Source organism: Pseudoduganella rivuli (assembly GCF_009674485.1).
GTDB lineage: Bacteria > Pseudomonadota > Gammaproteobacteria > Burkholderiales > Burkholderiaceae_D > Rugamonas > Rugamonas rivuli_B.
Genome location: NZ_WKJJ01000015.1, coordinates 216614 through 233563 on the forward strand (window position 1 = coordinate 216614; position 16950 = coordinate 233563).

The window sequence follows — 16950 nt, forward strand, 5'->3', positions numbered from 1 at the left end:
GTCAGCCCCGCTTCCTTGCGGAGAACATCAGGCCCACGCTCGGCACCAGCCCGCGCGGCAGGAAAATCATCGTGGCCATCAGGATCGCGCCAAACACCACCACTTCCCAGCCTTCGAAGGCGGACAACAATTGCGGCAGCAACGTCAGCAGCGCGGCGCCCAGGATGGAACCGAACACGGACGCCATGCCGCCCACCACCACCATCGTCACCAGCTCGATCGAATGGAAAAACCCGGCCATGTTCGGCGTGATGAAGCCGACGTAATGCGCGCTGATGGAACCGGCAATGCTGGCCACCACGGCCGACAGTACGAATACGCGCACCTTGTAGCGCGTGGTATCGATGCCTGCCACGCGCGACGCCACTTCGGAACCGTGGATCGCCTGCAATGCGCGCCCCACCGGAGAATCGATCAGGTTCAGCGCCAGCCACGTGACGGCCAGCAGCAACACGGCCGCCACCGCGTACCATTGCTTTTCACCCGCCACTTCGATGCCGAACGCGGACAGCGCACCCACGGCGATGCCATCCGGCCCGCCGGTCCACTGCCCTTCGTTGTTGATCGCGATGGAAATGATGATGCCCAGCCCCAGCGTGGCCATCGCCAGCGTATGGCCTTTCAGCTTCAGTACGGGACGCGCCAGCACGAACGCCAGCAAACCGGTGGCAGCCGCTCCGGCGGCCAGCGCGGCAAACGGCGGCCAGTTGTAGTTGGCGGTCAGCACCGCCGACGCATAGGCGCCCAGGCCGAAAAAACCGGCATGGCCCAGGCTGATCTGGCCGGTGTAGCCCATCAGCAGGTTCAGTCCTACCACCACCACGGCGTTCAGCGCAATGCGGATCGCCACGTCAAAGTAATACGAGTTCGGCAACAGCAGCGGCAACACGGCCAGCACCACCGCCAGGATCAGCAAGCCACGGGTCGAAGTCTTCATCACACGCGCTCCGTGGATTTCTTGCCGAACAGGCCGGCCGGTTTGAAGAACAGGATCAGCAGGATCAGCACGAACGGCACCGCATCCTTGTAGGCGGACGAGATATAGCCGGCCGTCATGGATTCGGCCACGCCGAGGATCAGGCCGCCGGCAATCGCGCCAGCACCACCACCCAGGCCGCCCAGCACGGCCGCCACGAAGCCTTTCAGGCCCAGCATGATGCCGGCGTCATACGACGTGTACGTGATCGGCGCCACCAGGATGCCGCCGACGGCGCCCAGCAGCGCGGCCAGTCCGAACGACAGCAGCAGGATGCGCCCGGTTGGGATGCCGACCAGTTGCGCGGCCAGCTTGTTGTGCGACGTGGCCAGCATGGCCTTGCCCAACAGCGTGCGCCCGAAGAACCAGCCCAATGCACCGACCGTGGCCAGGGTCACGCCCAGTACCCACAGGCTTTGCGGCAGCAGGGTGGCCCCCAGCAGCGTGATCGGCGTGTCGCCGGAAAACGGCGCCAGCGCATGCGTGCCCTTGCCCAGCCAGATCTGCACCAGTCCCCGCACCACCAATGAGGCGCCGATCGTGATGATGATCAAGGTCACCACTTGCGCATTTTGTGCAGGTTCGATGACGGTCTTTTCCATCACCAGTCCCACCATGGCCGTGATCAGGATGGCGCCGATGATGGCCAGCGGCAGCGGAATGCCGGCGCCCGCCATCAGGGCTGCCAGCATTCCCCCCAGCATGATGAATTCACCCTGGGCGAAATTGATCACGCCGCTGGTGTTGTAAATGATGGTGAAGCCCAGCGCCGCCAGCGCATAGGCGGAACCCACCGTCACTCCTGAAAACAGGAATTGCAGGAATTGCGCAAACATGGTGTCGCTCCTGGCCGTTATTTCAGCAATTGCCAGTCGCCGTTCTTGACTTCAACCATGCGGAACGCGGACAAGTCCAGCCCCATGTGGTCGCCCGCGCTCATGTTGAACACGCCCGTGGTGCCGACAAATCCCTTGGTCTGCTCCAGCGCATTGCGCACCTTTTCCCGGTCGGTGGAACCGGCGCGCTTCATCGCATCGATGGCCAGGTTCAGCGCATCGAGCGCATAGCCGCCAAAGGTGGACGGGTCGACCTTGTAGCGGTCCTTATACGTCTTGTCGTAATTGGTGACGATATTCTTTTGCGGATCGCCGGCCGGCAGCACGTTGGCGATCAGCAGCGCCGGCGTCGGCAGGCGCACGCCTTCTGCGGCCTTGCCGGACAGCTTGATGTATTCGTCCGACGCCACGCCGTGCGACTGGTACAGCGGGATGGCCGTCATGCCCAACTGGCCGTAATTCTTGGTGACGACGGCCGGGCCCTGGCCCAGGCCGAACACGAACAGCGCCTGCACGCCGGCCGTGCCTTTGATGCGCGTCAGTTGCGCGGTCACGTCCGTGTCCTTCGGGCCATAGGTTTCGTCGGCCACCAGCGTGATGCCGTATTTGGCGGCCACTGCCTGCGTTTCCTTGCGGCCGGACGCGCCGAAGCCGCTGGTCTCGGACAGCAGCGCGACCTTGGTAATGCCGCGTTTTTTCATGTCTTCGAAGACTTTTTCCGCCGCCATGCGGTCCGTGTGCGGCGTCTTGAAGACCCACTTCTTGACGGGATCGATGATGACCACGGCGCCCGCCAGCGAAATGAACGGCATGGACGCCTTGTCGACCAGCGGCGCCATCGCCATCGTGGCGCCGGTCGTGGTGCCGCCGATCAGCACGTCGACCTTGTCCGACTCGATCAGGCGTTTGGTGAAGCCGTTGGCCTTGCCGGCGTCGCTGCCATCGTCGTAATGCACCAGTTCGAGCTTGCGGCCCAGCACGCCGCCATCCGCGTTGACCTTCTCCACCGCCATTTGCAGGGTTTTCAGTTCCGGGTCGCCCAGGAACGCGGCCGGGCCGGATACCGACAGCACCGAACCGATCTTGATGTTTTGCGCGTACGCGCCAGCGGCGGCCACGCACAGTGCGGCGGCAACAGCGGATTGCTTGAAGAAGGCCTTGAACATTTTTTGTGTCTCCCTTAATTTTTGGTCTGGTCAAAAAAATGCTGCTTGATGCTGGTACTTGATGCTTATACGCGCTCGATCACCAGTGCAATGCCCTGCCCCACGCCGATGCACATGGTGCACAGCGCATAGCGCCCGCCCGTGCGTTCCAGCTGGTTGAGCGCGGCCGTCACCAGGCGCGCGCCGGACGCGCCCAGCGGGTGGCCGATCGCGATGGCGCCGCCGTTTGGATTCACGTGCGGCGCATCGTCCGCCAGGCCCAGGTCGCGGGTAACGGCCAGTCCTTGCGCGGCAAATGCCTCATTGAGTTCGATGACATCCATTTGTTCGATGGTCAGGCCCAGTTGCGCCAGCACTTTCTTCGACGCGGGCGACGGGCCAAAGCCCATGATGCGCGGCGCCAGGCCGGCCGTGGCCATGCCCAGCACCTTGGCGCGCGGTTTCAGGCCGTATTTGTCGACAGCGGCGCCGGACGCCAGCAGGATCGCGCACGCGCCGTCATTGACGCCGGACGCATTCCCCGCCGTGACGGTGCCATCGGGCTTGACCACGCCTTTCAGCCTTGCCAGCATCTCGACGGTGGTGTCGGGACGCGGATGCTCGTCGGTATCCACCACCTTCGGATCGCCTTTCTTTTGCGGGATCGTGACCGGCACGATTTCCGCCTTGAAGTGGCCGGCTGCATGGGCCGCGGCCCAGCGCTGCTGGCTGCGCACGGCAAACGCGTCCTGGTCGGCGCGGCTGATATGGAATTCCTGCGCCACGTTTTCCGCGGTTTCCGGCATCGAATCGATGCCGTATTTGGCTTTCATCAGCGGATTGACGAAGCGCCAGCCAATGGTGGTGTCCTCGATTTTCGCGCTGCGGGAATACGCGCTGTCGGCCTTGCCCATGACGAACGGCGCGCGCGTCATGCTTTCCACGCCGCCGGCAATCACCAGTTGCGCTTCGCCGGATTTGATGGCGCGCGCGGCGATACCCACGGCATCCAGGCTGGAACCGCACAGGCGGTTGATGGTATTGGCCGGTACTTCGACCGGCAAGCCGGCCAGCAGCGCCGCCATGCGGCCCACGTTACGGTTGTCTTCGCCCGCGCCGTTGGCGCAGCCGTAATAAATATCATCGACCTGGGTCCAGTCCACGCCCGGGTTGCGCGCCATCAGCGCGGCAAGCGGCACGGCGGCCAGGTCGTCGGCGCGCACGGACGCCAGGGCGCCGCCGTAGCGGCCAAACGGGGTGCGCACGGCGTCGCAAATGAAGGCTTCATTCATATTTTTTCCTTTAAACGATTTTCGGGCGCTGGTCGATCACGCGTTTGGCCTTGCCGGTCAGCGTGCGTTCGATGCCGTTGGGTTCTTTCAATGTCACGCGGGTCGAGACGCCGACGTTGGTCTTGATGCGCTGCTCCAGTTCGCGCGCCAGCGCCGCCACGTCGCTGGACGACAGCGAAGCGCCGGGGCGCACTTCGGTCAACACTTCCAGCTTGTCGAGGTGGCCGTCGCGGGTGACGATCAACTGGTATTGCGGCGCCAGTTGCGGCATCTTGCAAATCAGTTCTTCGATCTGGGTCGGGAACACATTGACACCGCGGATGATCAGCATGTCGTCCGAACGGCCCGTGATCTTGCCGATGCGGCGCATCGAGCGGAACGTGGGAGGCAGCAGGCGCGTCAAATCGCGCGTGCGGTAGCGGATCACCGGCATCGCTTCCTTCGTCAGCGACGTGAAGACCAGTTCGCCCTCGGAACCGTCCGGCAGCACTTCGCCGGTTTCCGGATCGATGATCTCCGGGTAGAAATGGTCTTCCCAGATCACCGGGCCGTCTTTTGATTCGATGCACTCGCTGGCCACGCCGGGACCCATGACTTCGGACAGGCCGTAAATGTCGACCGCGTCGATGCCGGCGCGCTGCTGGATTTCCACGCGCATCGCGTCGGTCCACGGTTCCGCGCCGAAGATGCCGACTTTCAGCGACGATTCCGCCGCATCCATACCCTGGCGCTGGAATTCCTCGATGATGTTCAGCATGTACGACGGCGTCACCATGATGATGTCCGGCTTGAAATCGCAGATCAGCTGCACCTGCTTTTCCGTCTGGCCGCCGGACATCGGCACCACCGTGCAACCTGCCCGTTCCGCCCCGTAGTGCGCTCCCAAGCCGCCCGTGAACAGGCCATAGCCGTACGAAATGTGCACCATGTCGCCGGCGCGGCCGCCGGCCGCGCGGATCGAGCGGGCCACCACATTGGCCCACGTATCGATATCTTTCAGCGTATAGCCGACCACCGTGGCCTTCCCCGTGGTACCGCTCGACGCGTGGATGCGGGCGACTTTTTCACGCGGCACGGCGAACAGGCCGAACGGATAGTTGTCGCGCAGGGTCTTCTTGTCCGTGAACGGGAATTTCGCCAGGTCGGCCAGCGTTTTCAGATCGTTGGGGTGGACGCCGGCCGCGTCGAACGCGGCGCGATAATGCGGCACGTTTTCATAGGCATGCGTCAGCGACCATTTCATGCGTTCCAGTTGCAGCGCCTGCAATTCATCGCGGCTGGCCCGTTCAATCGGCTCCAGGTCGTTCGGGGCGGGGGTACGTTGAACCATGATGCTGTCTCCGTTATTGAATTGATTGCGGCACGGGTTGCGCAACAACCTCGCCGCTGATGCGATGCGACTTGCCCCGGAACAGCGCAATCAACTTGCCGTCCTGGTTCTGTACCCGCACGTCATAAATGCCGCTCTTGCCCGCCAGCGCCTGTTCCTGCGCTTCGGCCGTCAGCACGTCGCCGGGGCGGCCCGGGGCCAGGTATTCAATGGTGCAGCCCGCGCCCACGGTGACGTGGTTATGGCTGTTGCACGAGAAAGCGAAGGCGCTGTCGGCCAGCGCGAAGATATAGCCGCCATGGCACGTCTGGTGGCCATTGAGCATGTCGTCGCGCACCGGCATCGTCATGCGCGCATAGCCGGGGCGGATTTCCGCCAGCACCATGCCCATGGCCTGGCTGGCGTTGTCGCGCTCGAACATGGCCGCGCCGGCGGCCTGGGCCAGGGCTTGCGCCCGTTCCGGGGATAAGGCGTCATGCATGGAACTTGCCTCCCGCCGCCAGTTTGCGGCGCAGCAGCGGCGACACGCGGTAGCGGTCTTCGCCATAGGCCGCGGCCAGGTTGTGCAGCACCGTCACCACGTGGCCGATGCCGATGCTATCGGCCCACGCCAGCGGCCCTTTCGGATAATTGACACCCTTCTGCATGGCGGTGTCGGCGCCTTCCGCGCTGCACACGCCCTGGTTGACGGCGTCCGCCGCTTCATTGGCCAGCATGGCGACGGTGCGCATCACGGCCAGGCCGGGCACGTCGTCCAGCTTCGTCACGGCGAAACCGGCGGCCTGGAACAGGCCCACCACGGAGTTGAACGCGGCCGGCCGGCACTGGTCCGAGCACGCCAGCGCAATGCGGGGCGCCTTGCCATAGTCGAGCGCCAGGTCGAACACCACGGTGTCGGGATGCTTGCTGTCGCGCGCGCGCTGCGTCGCCGTGCGGCCGTCGGTCAGGTAGACGGCGGCGCCGTTGCAATGGATGGCGGGCGCGATGTCCTGGGCGTGGCCGTGCGCATTGCCTTCCAGGTGTTTTTTCAGGCCGACTTCCACGCCATGCGCGCGGAAGCGCTCCAGCAGCGCATCCATCAGCGCGGTCGACGTCACCGCGCCCATCGCATCCTGTCCCATGCTGTAGTTGGCATATTCAGGATTCGGCTGCGGCGCTTCGGTGGCAACGGCCGGCGCGACCGCGCCTTCGCCATAAGCATAGAAACCCCGGCCGGACTTGCGGCCCAGGAAACCGGCATTGACCAGTTCCTGCTGGATCACGGACGGCGTGAAGCGGGGATCGTTGTAATACGCGTTGAACACCGATTGCGTGACGGAGTAATTGACGTCGTGGCCGATCAGGTCCATCAGCTCGAACGGTCCCATGCGGAAACCGCCCGCTTCGCGCAACACCGCGTCGATGGTGGCGGGATCGGCGGCCTGCTCGTTCAGCAGGCGCAAGCCTTCCGCATAGTAGGGACGGGCCACGCGGTTGACGATGAAACCCGGCGTGGATTTCGCGTGCACGGGACTCTTGCCCCAGCGGGCCGCCGTGTCGTACACGGTTTGCGCCACGGCGCTATCGGTCGCCAGGCCGCTGATGACTTCCACCAGCGCCATCAACGGCACCGGGTTAAAGAAGTGCATGCCGACCAGGCGCTGCGGGCGGCGCAGCTTGGCGGCAATGGCGGTCACGGAAATCGACGACGTATTGGTGGCGAGGATACAATCATCGGCGACCACGCCTTCCAGGTCGGCAAACAGCGAACGCTTGACGTCGAGGTTTTCCACGATGGCTTCCACCACCAGCGCGGCGTCGGCCACGTCGTTCAATCCCTGCGCCGCTTTCAGGCGCGCGGTGGCCGCATCGGCGTCGGCCGCCGTCATTTTCTGCTTGTCGGCCAGTTTGCGGTACACGGCGCCGATGTCGGCGATGGCCTTGGCCACGGCTTCGGGGCGGGTGTCATACAGCTTGACGATATGGCCCGCGCTTGCCGCCACTTGCGCGATGCCGGAACCCATGGCGCCGCTGCCGATGACGGCAACGACACTTCCAGCGGAAAGGGTCGCCATGATCATTCCCCCTTGAATTCAGGCGTGCGTTTTTCCATGAAGGCCGATACGCCTTCGCGGTAATCATGGGTATAGCCCAGTTCACGCATCATGCCCGCTTCCATTTGCAGCTGGTCCTGCAAGGTGTTGCCGTAGCTGGCTTGCAGCGCTTTCTTGGTGAACGCCAGGCCCTTGGTGGGCGCGGTGGAGAAATGCGTGGCCATCGCCATGGCTTCCGTCATCAGCACTTCGTCCGGCACGGATTTCCAGATCAGGCCCCATTCTTCCGCGCGTTCCGCCGTCAGCTTTTCGCCCAGCATGGCCAGGCCGGTGGCGCGCGCCAGGCCAATCAGGCGCGGCAAGTGCCAGGTGCCGCCGGTGTCCGGGATCAGGCCCAGTTTGCAGAACGCTTCGATGAAGCTGGCGGATTTGCCGGCAATGACGATGTCGCACGCCAGGGCCAGGTTGGCGCCGGCGCCGGCGGCCACGCCGTTCACCGCGCAAATCACGGGCATCGGCAGGTTGCGCAATTCCATGACCAGCGGCGCATAGAATTTTTCCACGGATTCGCCCAGGTCCACGCCCTTGGCGCCCGGCTCCACGGCGCGGTCGGACAAATCCTGGCCGGCGCAGAAACCGCGGCCCGCGCCCGTCAGCACCAGCACGCGCGCGGACTTGTCGGCCTTCACGCGGCCCAGCGCATCGCGCACCTCCAGGTGCATCGCTTGCGTGAAGCTGTTGAGTTTATCGGGACGGTTCAGGGTCAGTTTGGCGATGCCGTTGCTGATGTCAAACAGGATGTTTTCGTAGGTCATGGTGTCTCCTCTGTCTCGTCTCAGTGTTTTCTTACTCTGCCTGGTCGAAATCGACCACCACCTTGTCCGTCACGGGGAAGCTCTGGCAGCTCAGCACGAAGCCCCGTGCGATCTCGTAATCTTCCAATGCGTAATTGACGTCCATGTCCACTTTGCCATCGAGGACCTTGCAGCGGCAGGTGGAGCAGACACCGCCCTTGCACGAATAGCGCATGTCGATGCCGGCGCGCAGGCCCGCGTCGAGGATGGATTCCTTGTCCTTGTCCATCGAGAACGTCGTGTGGTTGCCGTCCAGGACCACGGTGACTTCCGTCAGCCCGGAGCCCAGTTCGGCGGCGGCGCGCGGCTTGTGCTGGTGCTTCGGAATGCTGGCCGCGAACAGTTCGATCTTGATGTTCGATTTCGGCATGCCGGCTTCCTGCAGCGCTTCCGATACGCCGTGCATCATGTCTTCCGGGCCGCAGATGAACGCCGTGTCATAGTCGTCGGCATTGACCCACAGGCGCAGGAATTCCTTCGCCTTTTCCTTCGTGATGCGGCCGTTGAACAGTTCGATATCCTGCTGTTCGCGACTCATCACGTAGACGATGTTCAGGCGGTCCGTGTAAATATCCTTCAGGTCGCCCAGTTCGCCCTTGAAGATCACGGACGACGACGCGCGGTTGCCGTAAAACAGCGTGAAACGGCTGTTCGGTTCCGCCAGCAGCGTGGTCTTGATGATCGACAGCATCGGCGTGATGCCGCTGCCGGCGGCGAATGCCATGTATTGCTTGCGGTTGGCGGCATCGAGCGGCACGTTGAAGTGGCCCATCGGCGGCATGACTTCCAGCGTGCTGCCCGGCTTCAGCGCCTCGTTGGCCCAGGTCGAGAACAGGCCGCCCGGGGTGCGCTTGATGGCCACGCGCAGGCGGTTATCTTGCACGGCGGAACAGATCGAATACGAACGGCGCACATCTTCGCCATTGATATGGGTGCGCAGGGTCAGGTGCTGGCCTTGCTGGTACTGGAAACTTTGCTGCAACTCGGGCGGCACGGCAAAGGTGACGGCGATGCAGTCGCGCGTTTCATGATTCACCGCGGCGACGGACAGCGGATAGAATTTGCTCATATTTTTTTAGTGACACTTGAAGTAGTCAAAAGGTTCGCGGCAATCGAGGCACTTGTACAGCGCCTTGCATGGCGTGGAACCGAACTGGCTGGTAAGTTCCGTATGGCTGGAGCCGCAATGGGGACACACGACTGTCGGCGCTGCGATGGCATGGCGCTTGACGCCGGCGGCCAGGCCGCCCTTGCCGCCATGCCGCAGGCCGCTGATGTCGATCACTTGCTGGGCGGGCGGCGCAATGCCATAGCCTTTCAGCTTGGCCTTGCCGGATTCGCTCATCCAGTCCGTGGTCCATGCGGGCGACAGTTGCGTGTGCAATTGCACGTGCTGCACGCCGCGCGCGGTCAGCGCTTCGGTGACGGCATCGGCAATCACCTGCATGGCGGGGCAGCCGGAATACGTGGGCGTGATGGTGACGGTGCAGGCACTGTCGCCGGTCACCTGCACGCCGCGCACGATGCCCAGGTCGACCACGGAAATCACGGGGATTTCCGGGTCCGGCACTTCGTTCAACCAGGACCAGACTTGCGCTGCACTGAGCCGGGAAGTACTGAGCATGGCGGCGGCCTCCATTACCACTGCGATTCGGGATAGGCGCGCTGCAGGAATTGCATCTCCGCCAGCAGGTAACCCAGGTGTTCCGAGTGGCGGCCTTGCTTGCCGCCTTTTTGCATCCATGCGTCCGGCGACGGCATCGTCAACGTGGCTTCGGCCAGGATGTCCGCCACGTGGGCCAGCCACTGGGCGCGCAACTGGTCTGCCGGCGGCGCGATGCCTGCCGCCACCATGGCCTGGTCGACGTCGTCGTATGCGAAGAATTCGCCCGTGTACATCCACAGATCATCGACGGCGGCCTGGGTTTTCCGGTGGCTGACATCGGTGCCATCGCCCAGGCGCACCACCAGGTCGCCGCTGCGGCGCAGGTGATACGTGACTTCCTTCAGCGATTTTTCCGCGATTTCCGCGATACGGGTGTCCTGGCACGCGGCCAGCGCGCCGATCAGGAAATAATGCCACGTATCGAAGAAGAACTGGCGCACCATGGTGTCGGCATAGTTGCCGTTGGGTTGTTCCACCAGCAGGCAATTCTTGAAGTCGTGCGCGTCGCGGTGGTAGGCGATGCGGTCTTCATCGCGGCCCTGGCCTTCCAGTTCGCCCGCATACGTGAACCACATGCGGGTCTGGCCCAGCAAGTCCAGCGCCACGTTGGTCAGCGCCATGTCTTCTTCCAGCGCCGGGCCCTTGCCGCACAGTTCCGACAGGCGCTGGCTCAGCACCAGCGCATTGTCGCCCTGGCGCAGCAGATAGTTTACCTTTGCATCCATGGCCGGGCTCACAGGTTCTTGACTTCTTCCGGCATCGGGAAGAAGGTCGGGTGGCGGTAGACCTTGCTGTTCGACGGTTCGAACAGCGCATCCTTGTCGCCCGGGCTCGATGCGACGATATCGGCGGCGCGCACCACCCAGATGCTGACGCCTTCATTGCGGCGCGTGTAGACGTCGCGCGCATTGTTGATCGCCATGCCGGCGTCCGGCGCGTGCAGGCTGCCGACGTGCTTATGCGCCAGGCCGTGCTGGCTGCGAATGAATACTTCCCACAGTGGCCATTCTTTGCTCATCTTGTTCTCCTCAGGCAGCTGCCTGCTTTGCTTGTTGTTTGTCGGCATACGCCACCAGCGCGTCGCGGAACCATTCGCCATCGTCCCAGGCTTTGACGCGGGTGCGCAGGCGCTCTTTATTGCACGGGCCGTTGCCTTTCAAGACCTGGTGGAATTCTTCCCAGTCGATTTCGCCGAAGTCGTAGCCGCCCTTCTCTTCGTTCCATTTCAGGTCCGGGTCGGGGATGGTCAGGCCCAGGTATTCGGCTTGCGGCACGGTCTGGTCGACCATGCGCTGGCGCAGTTCATCGTTGGAGAACAGCTTGATGCGCCATTGCGCCGATTGCGCGCTGTTGACGGAGGCCGCATCGGACGGGCCGAACATCATCAAGGAAGGCCACCACCAGCGGTTCAGCGCATCCTGCGCCATGGCTTTCTGTTCCGGCGTGCCCTTGCTGAGGGCCATCATGATGTCGTAGCCCTGGCGTGCGTGGAACGACTCTTCCTTGCAGACGCGGATCATGGCGCGCGAATACGGGCCGTACGAGCAGCGGCACAGCGGAATCTGGTTGATGATGGCGGAACCGTCGACCAGCCAGCCGATGGCGCCCATGTCCGCCCAACTGAGCGTAGGGTAATTGAAGATGCTGGAATACTTGGCTTTGCCGCTGTGCAGCGCGGCCAGCAATTCGTCGCGCGAGACGCCCAGCGTTTCAGCGGCGCTGTACAGGTACAAGCCGTGGCCGGCTTCATCCTGGATCTTGGCCAGCAGGATCGATTTGCGTTTCAGGGTCGGGGCCCGGGTCACCCAGTTACCCTCTGGCAACTGTCCAACGATTTCCGAGTGCGCGTGCTGGGAAATCTGGCGGATCAGGGTCTTGCGATAGGCATCCGGCATCCAGTCTTTGGCTTCGATCTTCACGCCGGCGTCAATGCGAGCCTGAAACTCGCGTTCTTCCGCGCTCATGTCGTCGCTGGTCTGGACCTTCTTCAGGCCGGTTTCCACCATCTGTGCGTACATGACTTGTCTCCTTCATCAAGGTATGACCGCATATTACGATACAAATTTTCAGTTGGCTACAGTTTTTTTGACTCAAATCATTTTTATGTATCCAATACAGGTGCAAGATGGCCTGTTTGGCCGGCTATAAGAAAAATAATGCTGCGCCGAACGCAGAGCAAAGTAAACTCCTGCCTGACGAGACTTATGGATTGCACTGCACGATGAATATCCTGAACAGCAACGAATGGATTGCGCACTTCCTGGCCACCGACCCGCCCCGCTCAAAGTCGCTGGTGATGACGATCTTCGGCGACAGTATCGTGCCGCATGGCGGGACGGTCTGGCTGGGCAGCCTGATCGAATTACTGGCGCCGTTCGGCGTCAATGACCGGCTGGTGCGCACGTCGGTCTTCCGCCTGGCCCAGGAAGGCTGGCTGGCGTCGCAGCGCGACGGCCGACGCTCATCCTATGCGGTGCCATCGGACACGATTGCCCGCTTCACCCGCGCCTACCGCCGCATTTATGCGCCGCTGCACGTGGATTGGGATGGCCAGTGGACCCTGGTCATGCATTCCAGCTCCGGCCTGACGGCGACCGAGCGCAGCAACCTGCGCAAGGAATTGCTGTGGCAGGGCTACAGCATCCTCGCCCCGGGACTGGCCGCCCACCCGGCCGGCGACCGCGAAATCCTCGACGAATTGCTGGTCCGCACCGGTACGCAAAACAAGCTGTTTATTTGCCAGACCGCCGACTTGCCGGGCGTGCGCTATGCCAAGCCGCTGCGCGACATGGTGGCCGATGGCTGGGACCTGACCGGCGTGATGGCCGGCTATGAACAATTCATTGCGCTGTTCGAGCCACTGCTGGCGCTGCTGAAAGCCGGCCCCGCGCCAGCGCCGGAGCAGGCGTTCGTGATCCGCACGCTGCTGATGCACGCCTACCGCCGCGTGCAACTGCACGATCCGCAATTGCCGGTGGAATTGCTGCCGGAACCGTGGCCCGGCGCGAAAGCGTACGACCTGGCGCGGGCCCTGTACCTGCACGTGTACGTGGCGGCCGAAGAGCACATCACGGCGGTGCTGCGCCGCGAAGATCCGGACGCGCCGCAGGCCGATGACAGCCTGTACCAGCGCTTCGGCGGCTTGCGCTGAGCACGCCCTGAGCGCGGCGGCCGCACCGCCGTAGTGCGGCCACGTACCGCAATGCGGCGCCGTGCGCCGCCACCATGCATGCGGGACCGCGAAACCACTGCTTTCCCATATTTCCAATATGGCATGAAAATTGCTGAGAGGGAACCAAGGGGGAGTTATGGAATCCGCAGCAGCAAAAATACGGGTATTACTGCTGGACAGTCACGAATGGGTGCGCAGCGCGCTGCGCAACTTGCTGCAAGAGCGCGGCCATGACGTGGTCGGGGCCACCGGCGACCTGGCCGAAGGACGGGCGCTGGCGGCGCGGCTGACGCCCGACATCGTGCTGATGGAAGCGCAGTTTCCCGCCGGTTGCGCCATCGAGGCTTGCCGCGCGATCCGCAAGGCGGCGCCGGCCACCCGCGTGGTGTTCCTGACGTCGGCCACCGATGCCATGCTGCGGCTCGAAGGTATCCTGGCCGGCGCCGACGGCTACCTGCACAAGGACGCGCGCATGGAGGAGCTGGCGCACATCCTCGCGGGCGTGGCGCGCGGCACCACGGCCATCGATGCCGACACCATCCAGATCCTGCGCGCCAGCGCGACCGCGAACGGCATCGTGCCGGCCGCGGCCCAGCCAGGCTTCGGGGCCGACATCGACGAACTGACGCCGCAGGAGCGCAAGATCCTGCCCCTGATCGCCGAAGGCATGACCAACAAACAGATCGGCGAAACGCTGGGCCTGAGCCACAAAACCGTCAAGAATCATCTCAGCAGCGTGTTCCAGAAGCTGCAAGTGACGCGCCGCGCGCAACTGGCCGCCATCGTCGCCACGGCACGGCGCTCCTGACGCCGGCGCCCTCCTGCCATCCGGGCCAAACGGCCCGGGCCGTATAGCACTTCCTGATCGCCATCTTCTCGCCACATACTGCGCTCCACCTTGCGCCACGCTGGCAACAAAATCAGCGGGCGCAAGGGGTGGAGAATGGAGGAGACCTGGCGGAGACTGCGGCGCAATGACGGCGCGGCACGCCGGACCATATCCACTGCCGACGATACGACAGACTCACTGGTGGATATCCATGGCATACAAAGCGATACCCGGCACGGCGCCGGTGACGGGAGTGGAAGCGGAACACATCTTCCGCAGCCTGGCCGACAATTCCGCGGTCGGCGTCTATATCGCGGCAAATGCGCGCTTCCGGTTCGTCAATCCACGCATGGCGCAAATGTTCGGCTATGACCGCGATGAAATGATGTCTTCGGTCGGCGTGTTCGACATCGTGCCGGACGAAGCGCGCAGCCTGGTCGAGCACCACCGCCAGCGCCGCCTCAGCGGCGAAGCCACCGAAGTCCGTTATGAACGGCAGGCGCGCCGCAAGGATGGCACGCTGTTCGACATCGAAGTGTTCGGCTCGCGCATGACCTTGCGCGGCCAGGCCGCCACCATCGGCGTGATCCTCGACGTCACGGAGCGCAAGCGCATCGAACGCGCCGCGCAGCATGCCGATGCCGCCAGCCGGGCCTATGCGCGCCAGCTGGAATACAACGCCACCCATGACGCGCTGACCGGCCTGGCCAACCGCACGCTGCTGGCCGACCGCTTGAATGGCGCCATTGCTGGCGCGCGCCGCAACGGCCGCATGGTGGCGGTGCTGCTGCACGACCTGGACAACTTCAAGGTCATCAACGACAGCCTGGGCCACGTGGCCGGCGATTTGCTGCTGGCCTCCGTGGCGCGCCGCATGCGCGAAGCGGTGCGCACATCGGACACGGTGGCGCGCCTGGGCGGCGATGAATTCGTCATCGTGATGCCGGATGTGGCGCGGCAGGAAGACGCGGCCGCGGTGGCGGAAAAAGTGCTGCACCTGATGACGCAACCGTTTTATATCGCCAGCCAAAAAGTCTACGTGCGCACCAGCATCGGCATCAGCCTGTACCCGCGCGACGGCGCCGATCCGCAAACCCTGTTGAAGAACGTGGACCTGGCCATGTACCGCGCCAAGCAGGCCGGGCGCGGGCGCCTGAGCTTCTTTACCGAAGAAATGAACGCGGCCAACCGTGCTCGCCAGCGCATGGAAGTGGAATTGCACCACGCGCTGGAGCGCGGCGAATTCCAGTTGCATTACCAGCCCAAGCAGGACGCCGGCTGTGGCGCCATCACCGGCGCGGAAGCGCTGCTGCGCTGGAACCATCCACGCCGGGGCATGGTCAGTCCGGCCGAATTCATTCCCCTGGCGGAGGAAACCGGCCTGATCACCATGATCGGCGCCTGGGTGCTGCGCGAAGCCTGTGCGCAAAACCGCCGCTGGCAACTGGCCGGCCTGCCGGAACTGGCCGTCGCCGTGAACTTGTCGGCATGCCAGCTCCAGCGCGACGAATTGCTGCCGCTGGTGCGCAGCGTGCTGGATGAAACCGGGCTGGCGCCGCACTTTCTGGAACTGGAAATCACGGAAACCGCCATCATGAAAGACGCCGACCTGGCCGTGCCGTTGCTGGAAGAACTCAAGGGGATCGGCGTCGGCCTGTCGCTGGACGATTTCGGCACCGGCTATTCATCGCTCAATTACCTGCGCCGCTTTCCCCTCGACTGCCTGAAGATCGACCGCAGCTTTGTCTCGGAAATCGATGCCGGCGGCAGCGAAGGCGCCATCATCACGGCCATGATCGCGATGGCGCGCGGCCTCAGGCTGCGCGTCATCGCCGAGGGCGTGGAAACACCGGAACAGACGGCGTTCCTGCGCAACCAACAATGCCACGAATTACAGGGCTATCACATCGCCCGCCCGATGCCCGCCGACGCGCTGGAAGCACTGCTGCGCCGGGAACGCGCGGCGGCATGACAACAAGGGGGAAGCATGAACTTCGCGGCATGGAAAGTGGGGACACGGCTGGCGGCAGGTTTTGGCATCGTGCTGGCGGTGATGGCGGCGCTGGCGGCGGTCGGCATCGGCAGCCTGTCGCACGTCGGCAGCATCAACGCCAGCCTGGTCGAGCGCGAATGGACCAGGGCCGACGCGGCCACGGTGGTCAGCCTGCTGACGCGTGAAAACGCGCGCTATACGCTGCAACTGTTCATTGCCGCGCCGGACGAAACGCCGGATATCCTGGCCCGCATCGCCGCCAATAAAAGCCGCATCGGCGCGGCGCTCGATGCGCTGGACCAGCTGGTGCAGGACGACACCGATGGGCGCATGCTGGCCGACATCCGCCGGGCGCGCGGCGCCTACATGCGCTCGTTCACGTCGGCCGCGGCCATCCTGGCGCAGGGCCGGCGCGACGAGGCGGCCACGCTGATGCGCAGTGAAACCTTGCCCCTGCTCGATGCGCTGCAAGCGCAAGTGCGCCAGTTCTCCGACTTGCAGCGGCAAGCCGCGCAACAGGGCGGCGCGCAAGTGCGCTTCGCAACGGACCACGCGCGCACCGTGCTGCTATGCGGCGCGGCGGGCGGCGCGCTAATGGGCGTGGCCGCCGCCCTCATCATCATGCGCAGCCTGGCGCGCCAATTGGGTGGCGAGCCGGCATATGCGTCGGCCATCGCCGGTGAAGTGGCGGCCGGCAACCTGGCGATGGACATCGCGTTGCGGCCCGGCGACCGCGCCAGCATACTGCACGCGCTGTCAGCCATGCGCGCCAGCCTGGCGCGGCTGGTGGCCGGCATGCGCGGCGGCGCGGCCGCCATTGCCGG

The 16950-nt window shown here is 64.1% G+C and carries 17 protein-coding genes; 4 read left to right on the forward strand and 13 right to left on the reverse strand.

Annotated elements, in window-relative coordinates:
• Position 1: 1 nt before the first annotated feature.
• The 13 genes from GJ700_RS23295 to paaA all read right to left on the reverse strand — a co-directional run bounded on the left by GJ700_RS23295 (position 2) and on the right by paaA (position 12150).
• Entirely contained in the window at positions 2 to 937 is a 936-nt protein-coding gene (locus GJ700_RS23295; protein ID WP_154378398.1) for a branched-chain amino acid ABC transporter permease, read from the reverse strand.
• Positions 937 to 1812: a branched-chain amino acid ABC transporter permease gene (locus GJ700_RS23300; RefSeq protein ID WP_154378399.1), complete on the reverse strand. Its 876-nt coding sequence runs from the start codon at positions 1810 to 1812 to the stop codon at positions 937 to 939. Before GJ700_RS23300 ends, GJ700_RS23295 begins: the two co-directional genes overlap by 1 nt.
• 17 nt (positions 1813 to 1829) lie before the next feature.
• A complete protein-coding gene (locus GJ700_RS23305; protein WP_154378400.1) occupies positions 1830 to 2978 on the reverse strand; it encodes an ABC transporter substrate-binding protein in 1149 nt (382 codons plus the stop codon).
• A gap of 65 nt (positions 2979 to 3043) precedes the next feature.
• Complete coding sequence (pcaF, locus tag GJ700_RS23310) at positions 3044 to 4249, reverse strand: 3-oxoadipyl-CoA thiolase (protein ID WP_154378401.1); 1206 nt, start codon at positions 4247 to 4249, stop codon at positions 3044 to 3046.
• A 10-nt stretch (positions 4250 to 4259) separates the two neighbouring features.
• The gene (gene paaK, locus GJ700_RS23315) at positions 4260 to 5579 is read right to left on the reverse strand and encodes a phenylacetate--CoA ligase PaaK (RefSeq protein ID WP_154378402.1); all 1320 of its coding nucleotides are present in this window, start codon (positions 5577 to 5579) and stop codon (positions 4260 to 4262) included.
• Positions 5580 to 5592: 13 nt separating this feature from the next.
• Positions 5593 to 6060, reverse strand: coding sequence for a hydroxyphenylacetyl-CoA thioesterase PaaI (gene paaI / locus GJ700_RS23320; protein ID WP_154378403.1), 468 nt, complete (start codon positions 6058 to 6060; stop codon positions 5593 to 5595).
• Positions 6053 to 7633 carry a 3-hydroxyacyl-CoA dehydrogenase PaaH gene (paaH, locus tag GJ700_RS23325; protein ID WP_154378404.1) on the reverse strand — a complete coding sequence of 527 codons (1581 nt, stop codon included), beginning with the start codon at positions 7631 to 7633 and terminating at the stop codon, positions 6053 to 6055. The genes paaI and paaH overlap by 8 nt, the downstream gene beginning before the upstream one ends.
• A 2-nt stretch (positions 7634 to 7635) precedes the next feature.
• Entirely contained in the window at positions 7636 to 8427 is a 792-nt protein-coding gene (paaG, locus tag GJ700_RS23330) for a 2-(1,2-epoxy-1,2-dihydrophenyl)acetyl-CoA isomerase PaaG (RefSeq protein ID WP_154378405.1), read from the reverse strand.
• 31 nt (positions 8428 to 8458) lie between these two features.
• Positions 8459 to 9535 carry a 1,2-phenylacetyl-CoA epoxidase subunit PaaE gene (paaE, locus tag GJ700_RS23335; RefSeq protein ID WP_154378406.1) on the reverse strand — a complete coding sequence of 359 codons (1077 nt, stop codon included), beginning with the start codon at positions 9533 to 9535 and terminating at the stop codon, positions 8459 to 8461.
• Positions 9536 to 9541: 6 nt separating this feature from the next.
• On the reverse strand, positions 9542 to 10090 hold the full coding sequence (gene paaD / locus GJ700_RS23340; RefSeq protein WP_308700711.1) for a 1,2-phenylacetyl-CoA epoxidase subunit PaaD: 549 nt from the start codon (positions 10088 to 10090) through the stop codon (positions 9542 to 9544).
• Positions 10091 to 10104: 14 nt separating this feature from the next.
• Positions 10105 to 10857 carry a 1,2-phenylacetyl-CoA epoxidase subunit PaaC gene (gene paaC, locus GJ700_RS23345; RefSeq protein WP_154378410.1) on the reverse strand — a complete coding sequence of 251 codons (753 nt, stop codon included), beginning with the start codon at positions 10855 to 10857 and terminating at the stop codon, positions 10105 to 10107.
• Between the two features lie 8 nt (positions 10858 to 10865).
• Complete coding sequence (gene paaB / locus GJ700_RS23350) at positions 10866 to 11150, reverse strand: 1,2-phenylacetyl-CoA epoxidase subunit PaaB (protein ID WP_154378412.1); 285 nt, start codon at positions 11148 to 11150, stop codon at positions 10866 to 10868.
• Positions 11151 to 11160: 10 nt separating this feature from the next.
• Positions 11161 to 12150 carry a 1,2-phenylacetyl-CoA epoxidase subunit PaaA gene (paaA, locus tag GJ700_RS23355; RefSeq protein ID WP_154378414.1) on the reverse strand — a complete coding sequence of 330 codons (990 nt, stop codon included), beginning with the start codon at positions 12148 to 12150 and terminating at the stop codon, positions 11161 to 11163.
• 203 nt (positions 12151 to 12353) lie between these two features.
• Between paaA and paaX the strand changes: the two genes are divergently transcribed.
• From paaX to GJ700_RS23375, 4 genes are all read left to right on the forward strand, one after another.
• On the forward strand, positions 12354 to 13283 hold the full coding sequence (gene paaX, locus GJ700_RS23360) for a phenylacetic acid degradation operon negative regulatory protein PaaX (RefSeq protein WP_154378416.1): 930 nt from the start codon (positions 12354 to 12356) through the stop codon (positions 13281 to 13283).
• A 157-nt stretch (positions 13284 to 13440) separates the two neighbouring features.
• A complete protein-coding gene (locus GJ700_RS23365) occupies positions 13441 to 14112 on the forward strand; it encodes a LuxR C-terminal-related transcriptional regulator (RefSeq protein WP_154378418.1) in 672 nt (223 codons plus the stop codon).
• Positions 14113 to 14344: 232 nt separating this feature from the next.
• A complete protein-coding gene (locus tag GJ700_RS36140) occupies positions 14345 to 16105 on the forward strand; it encodes a putative bifunctional diguanylate cyclase/phosphodiesterase (protein ID WP_195763986.1) in 1761 nt (586 codons plus the stop codon).
• Between the two features lie 15 nt (positions 16106 to 16120).
• Positions 16121 to 16950: MCP four helix bundle domain-containing protein (locus GJ700_RS23375; RefSeq protein ID WP_195763987.1), on the forward strand; the 830-nt coding region annotated here is incomplete at its 3' end.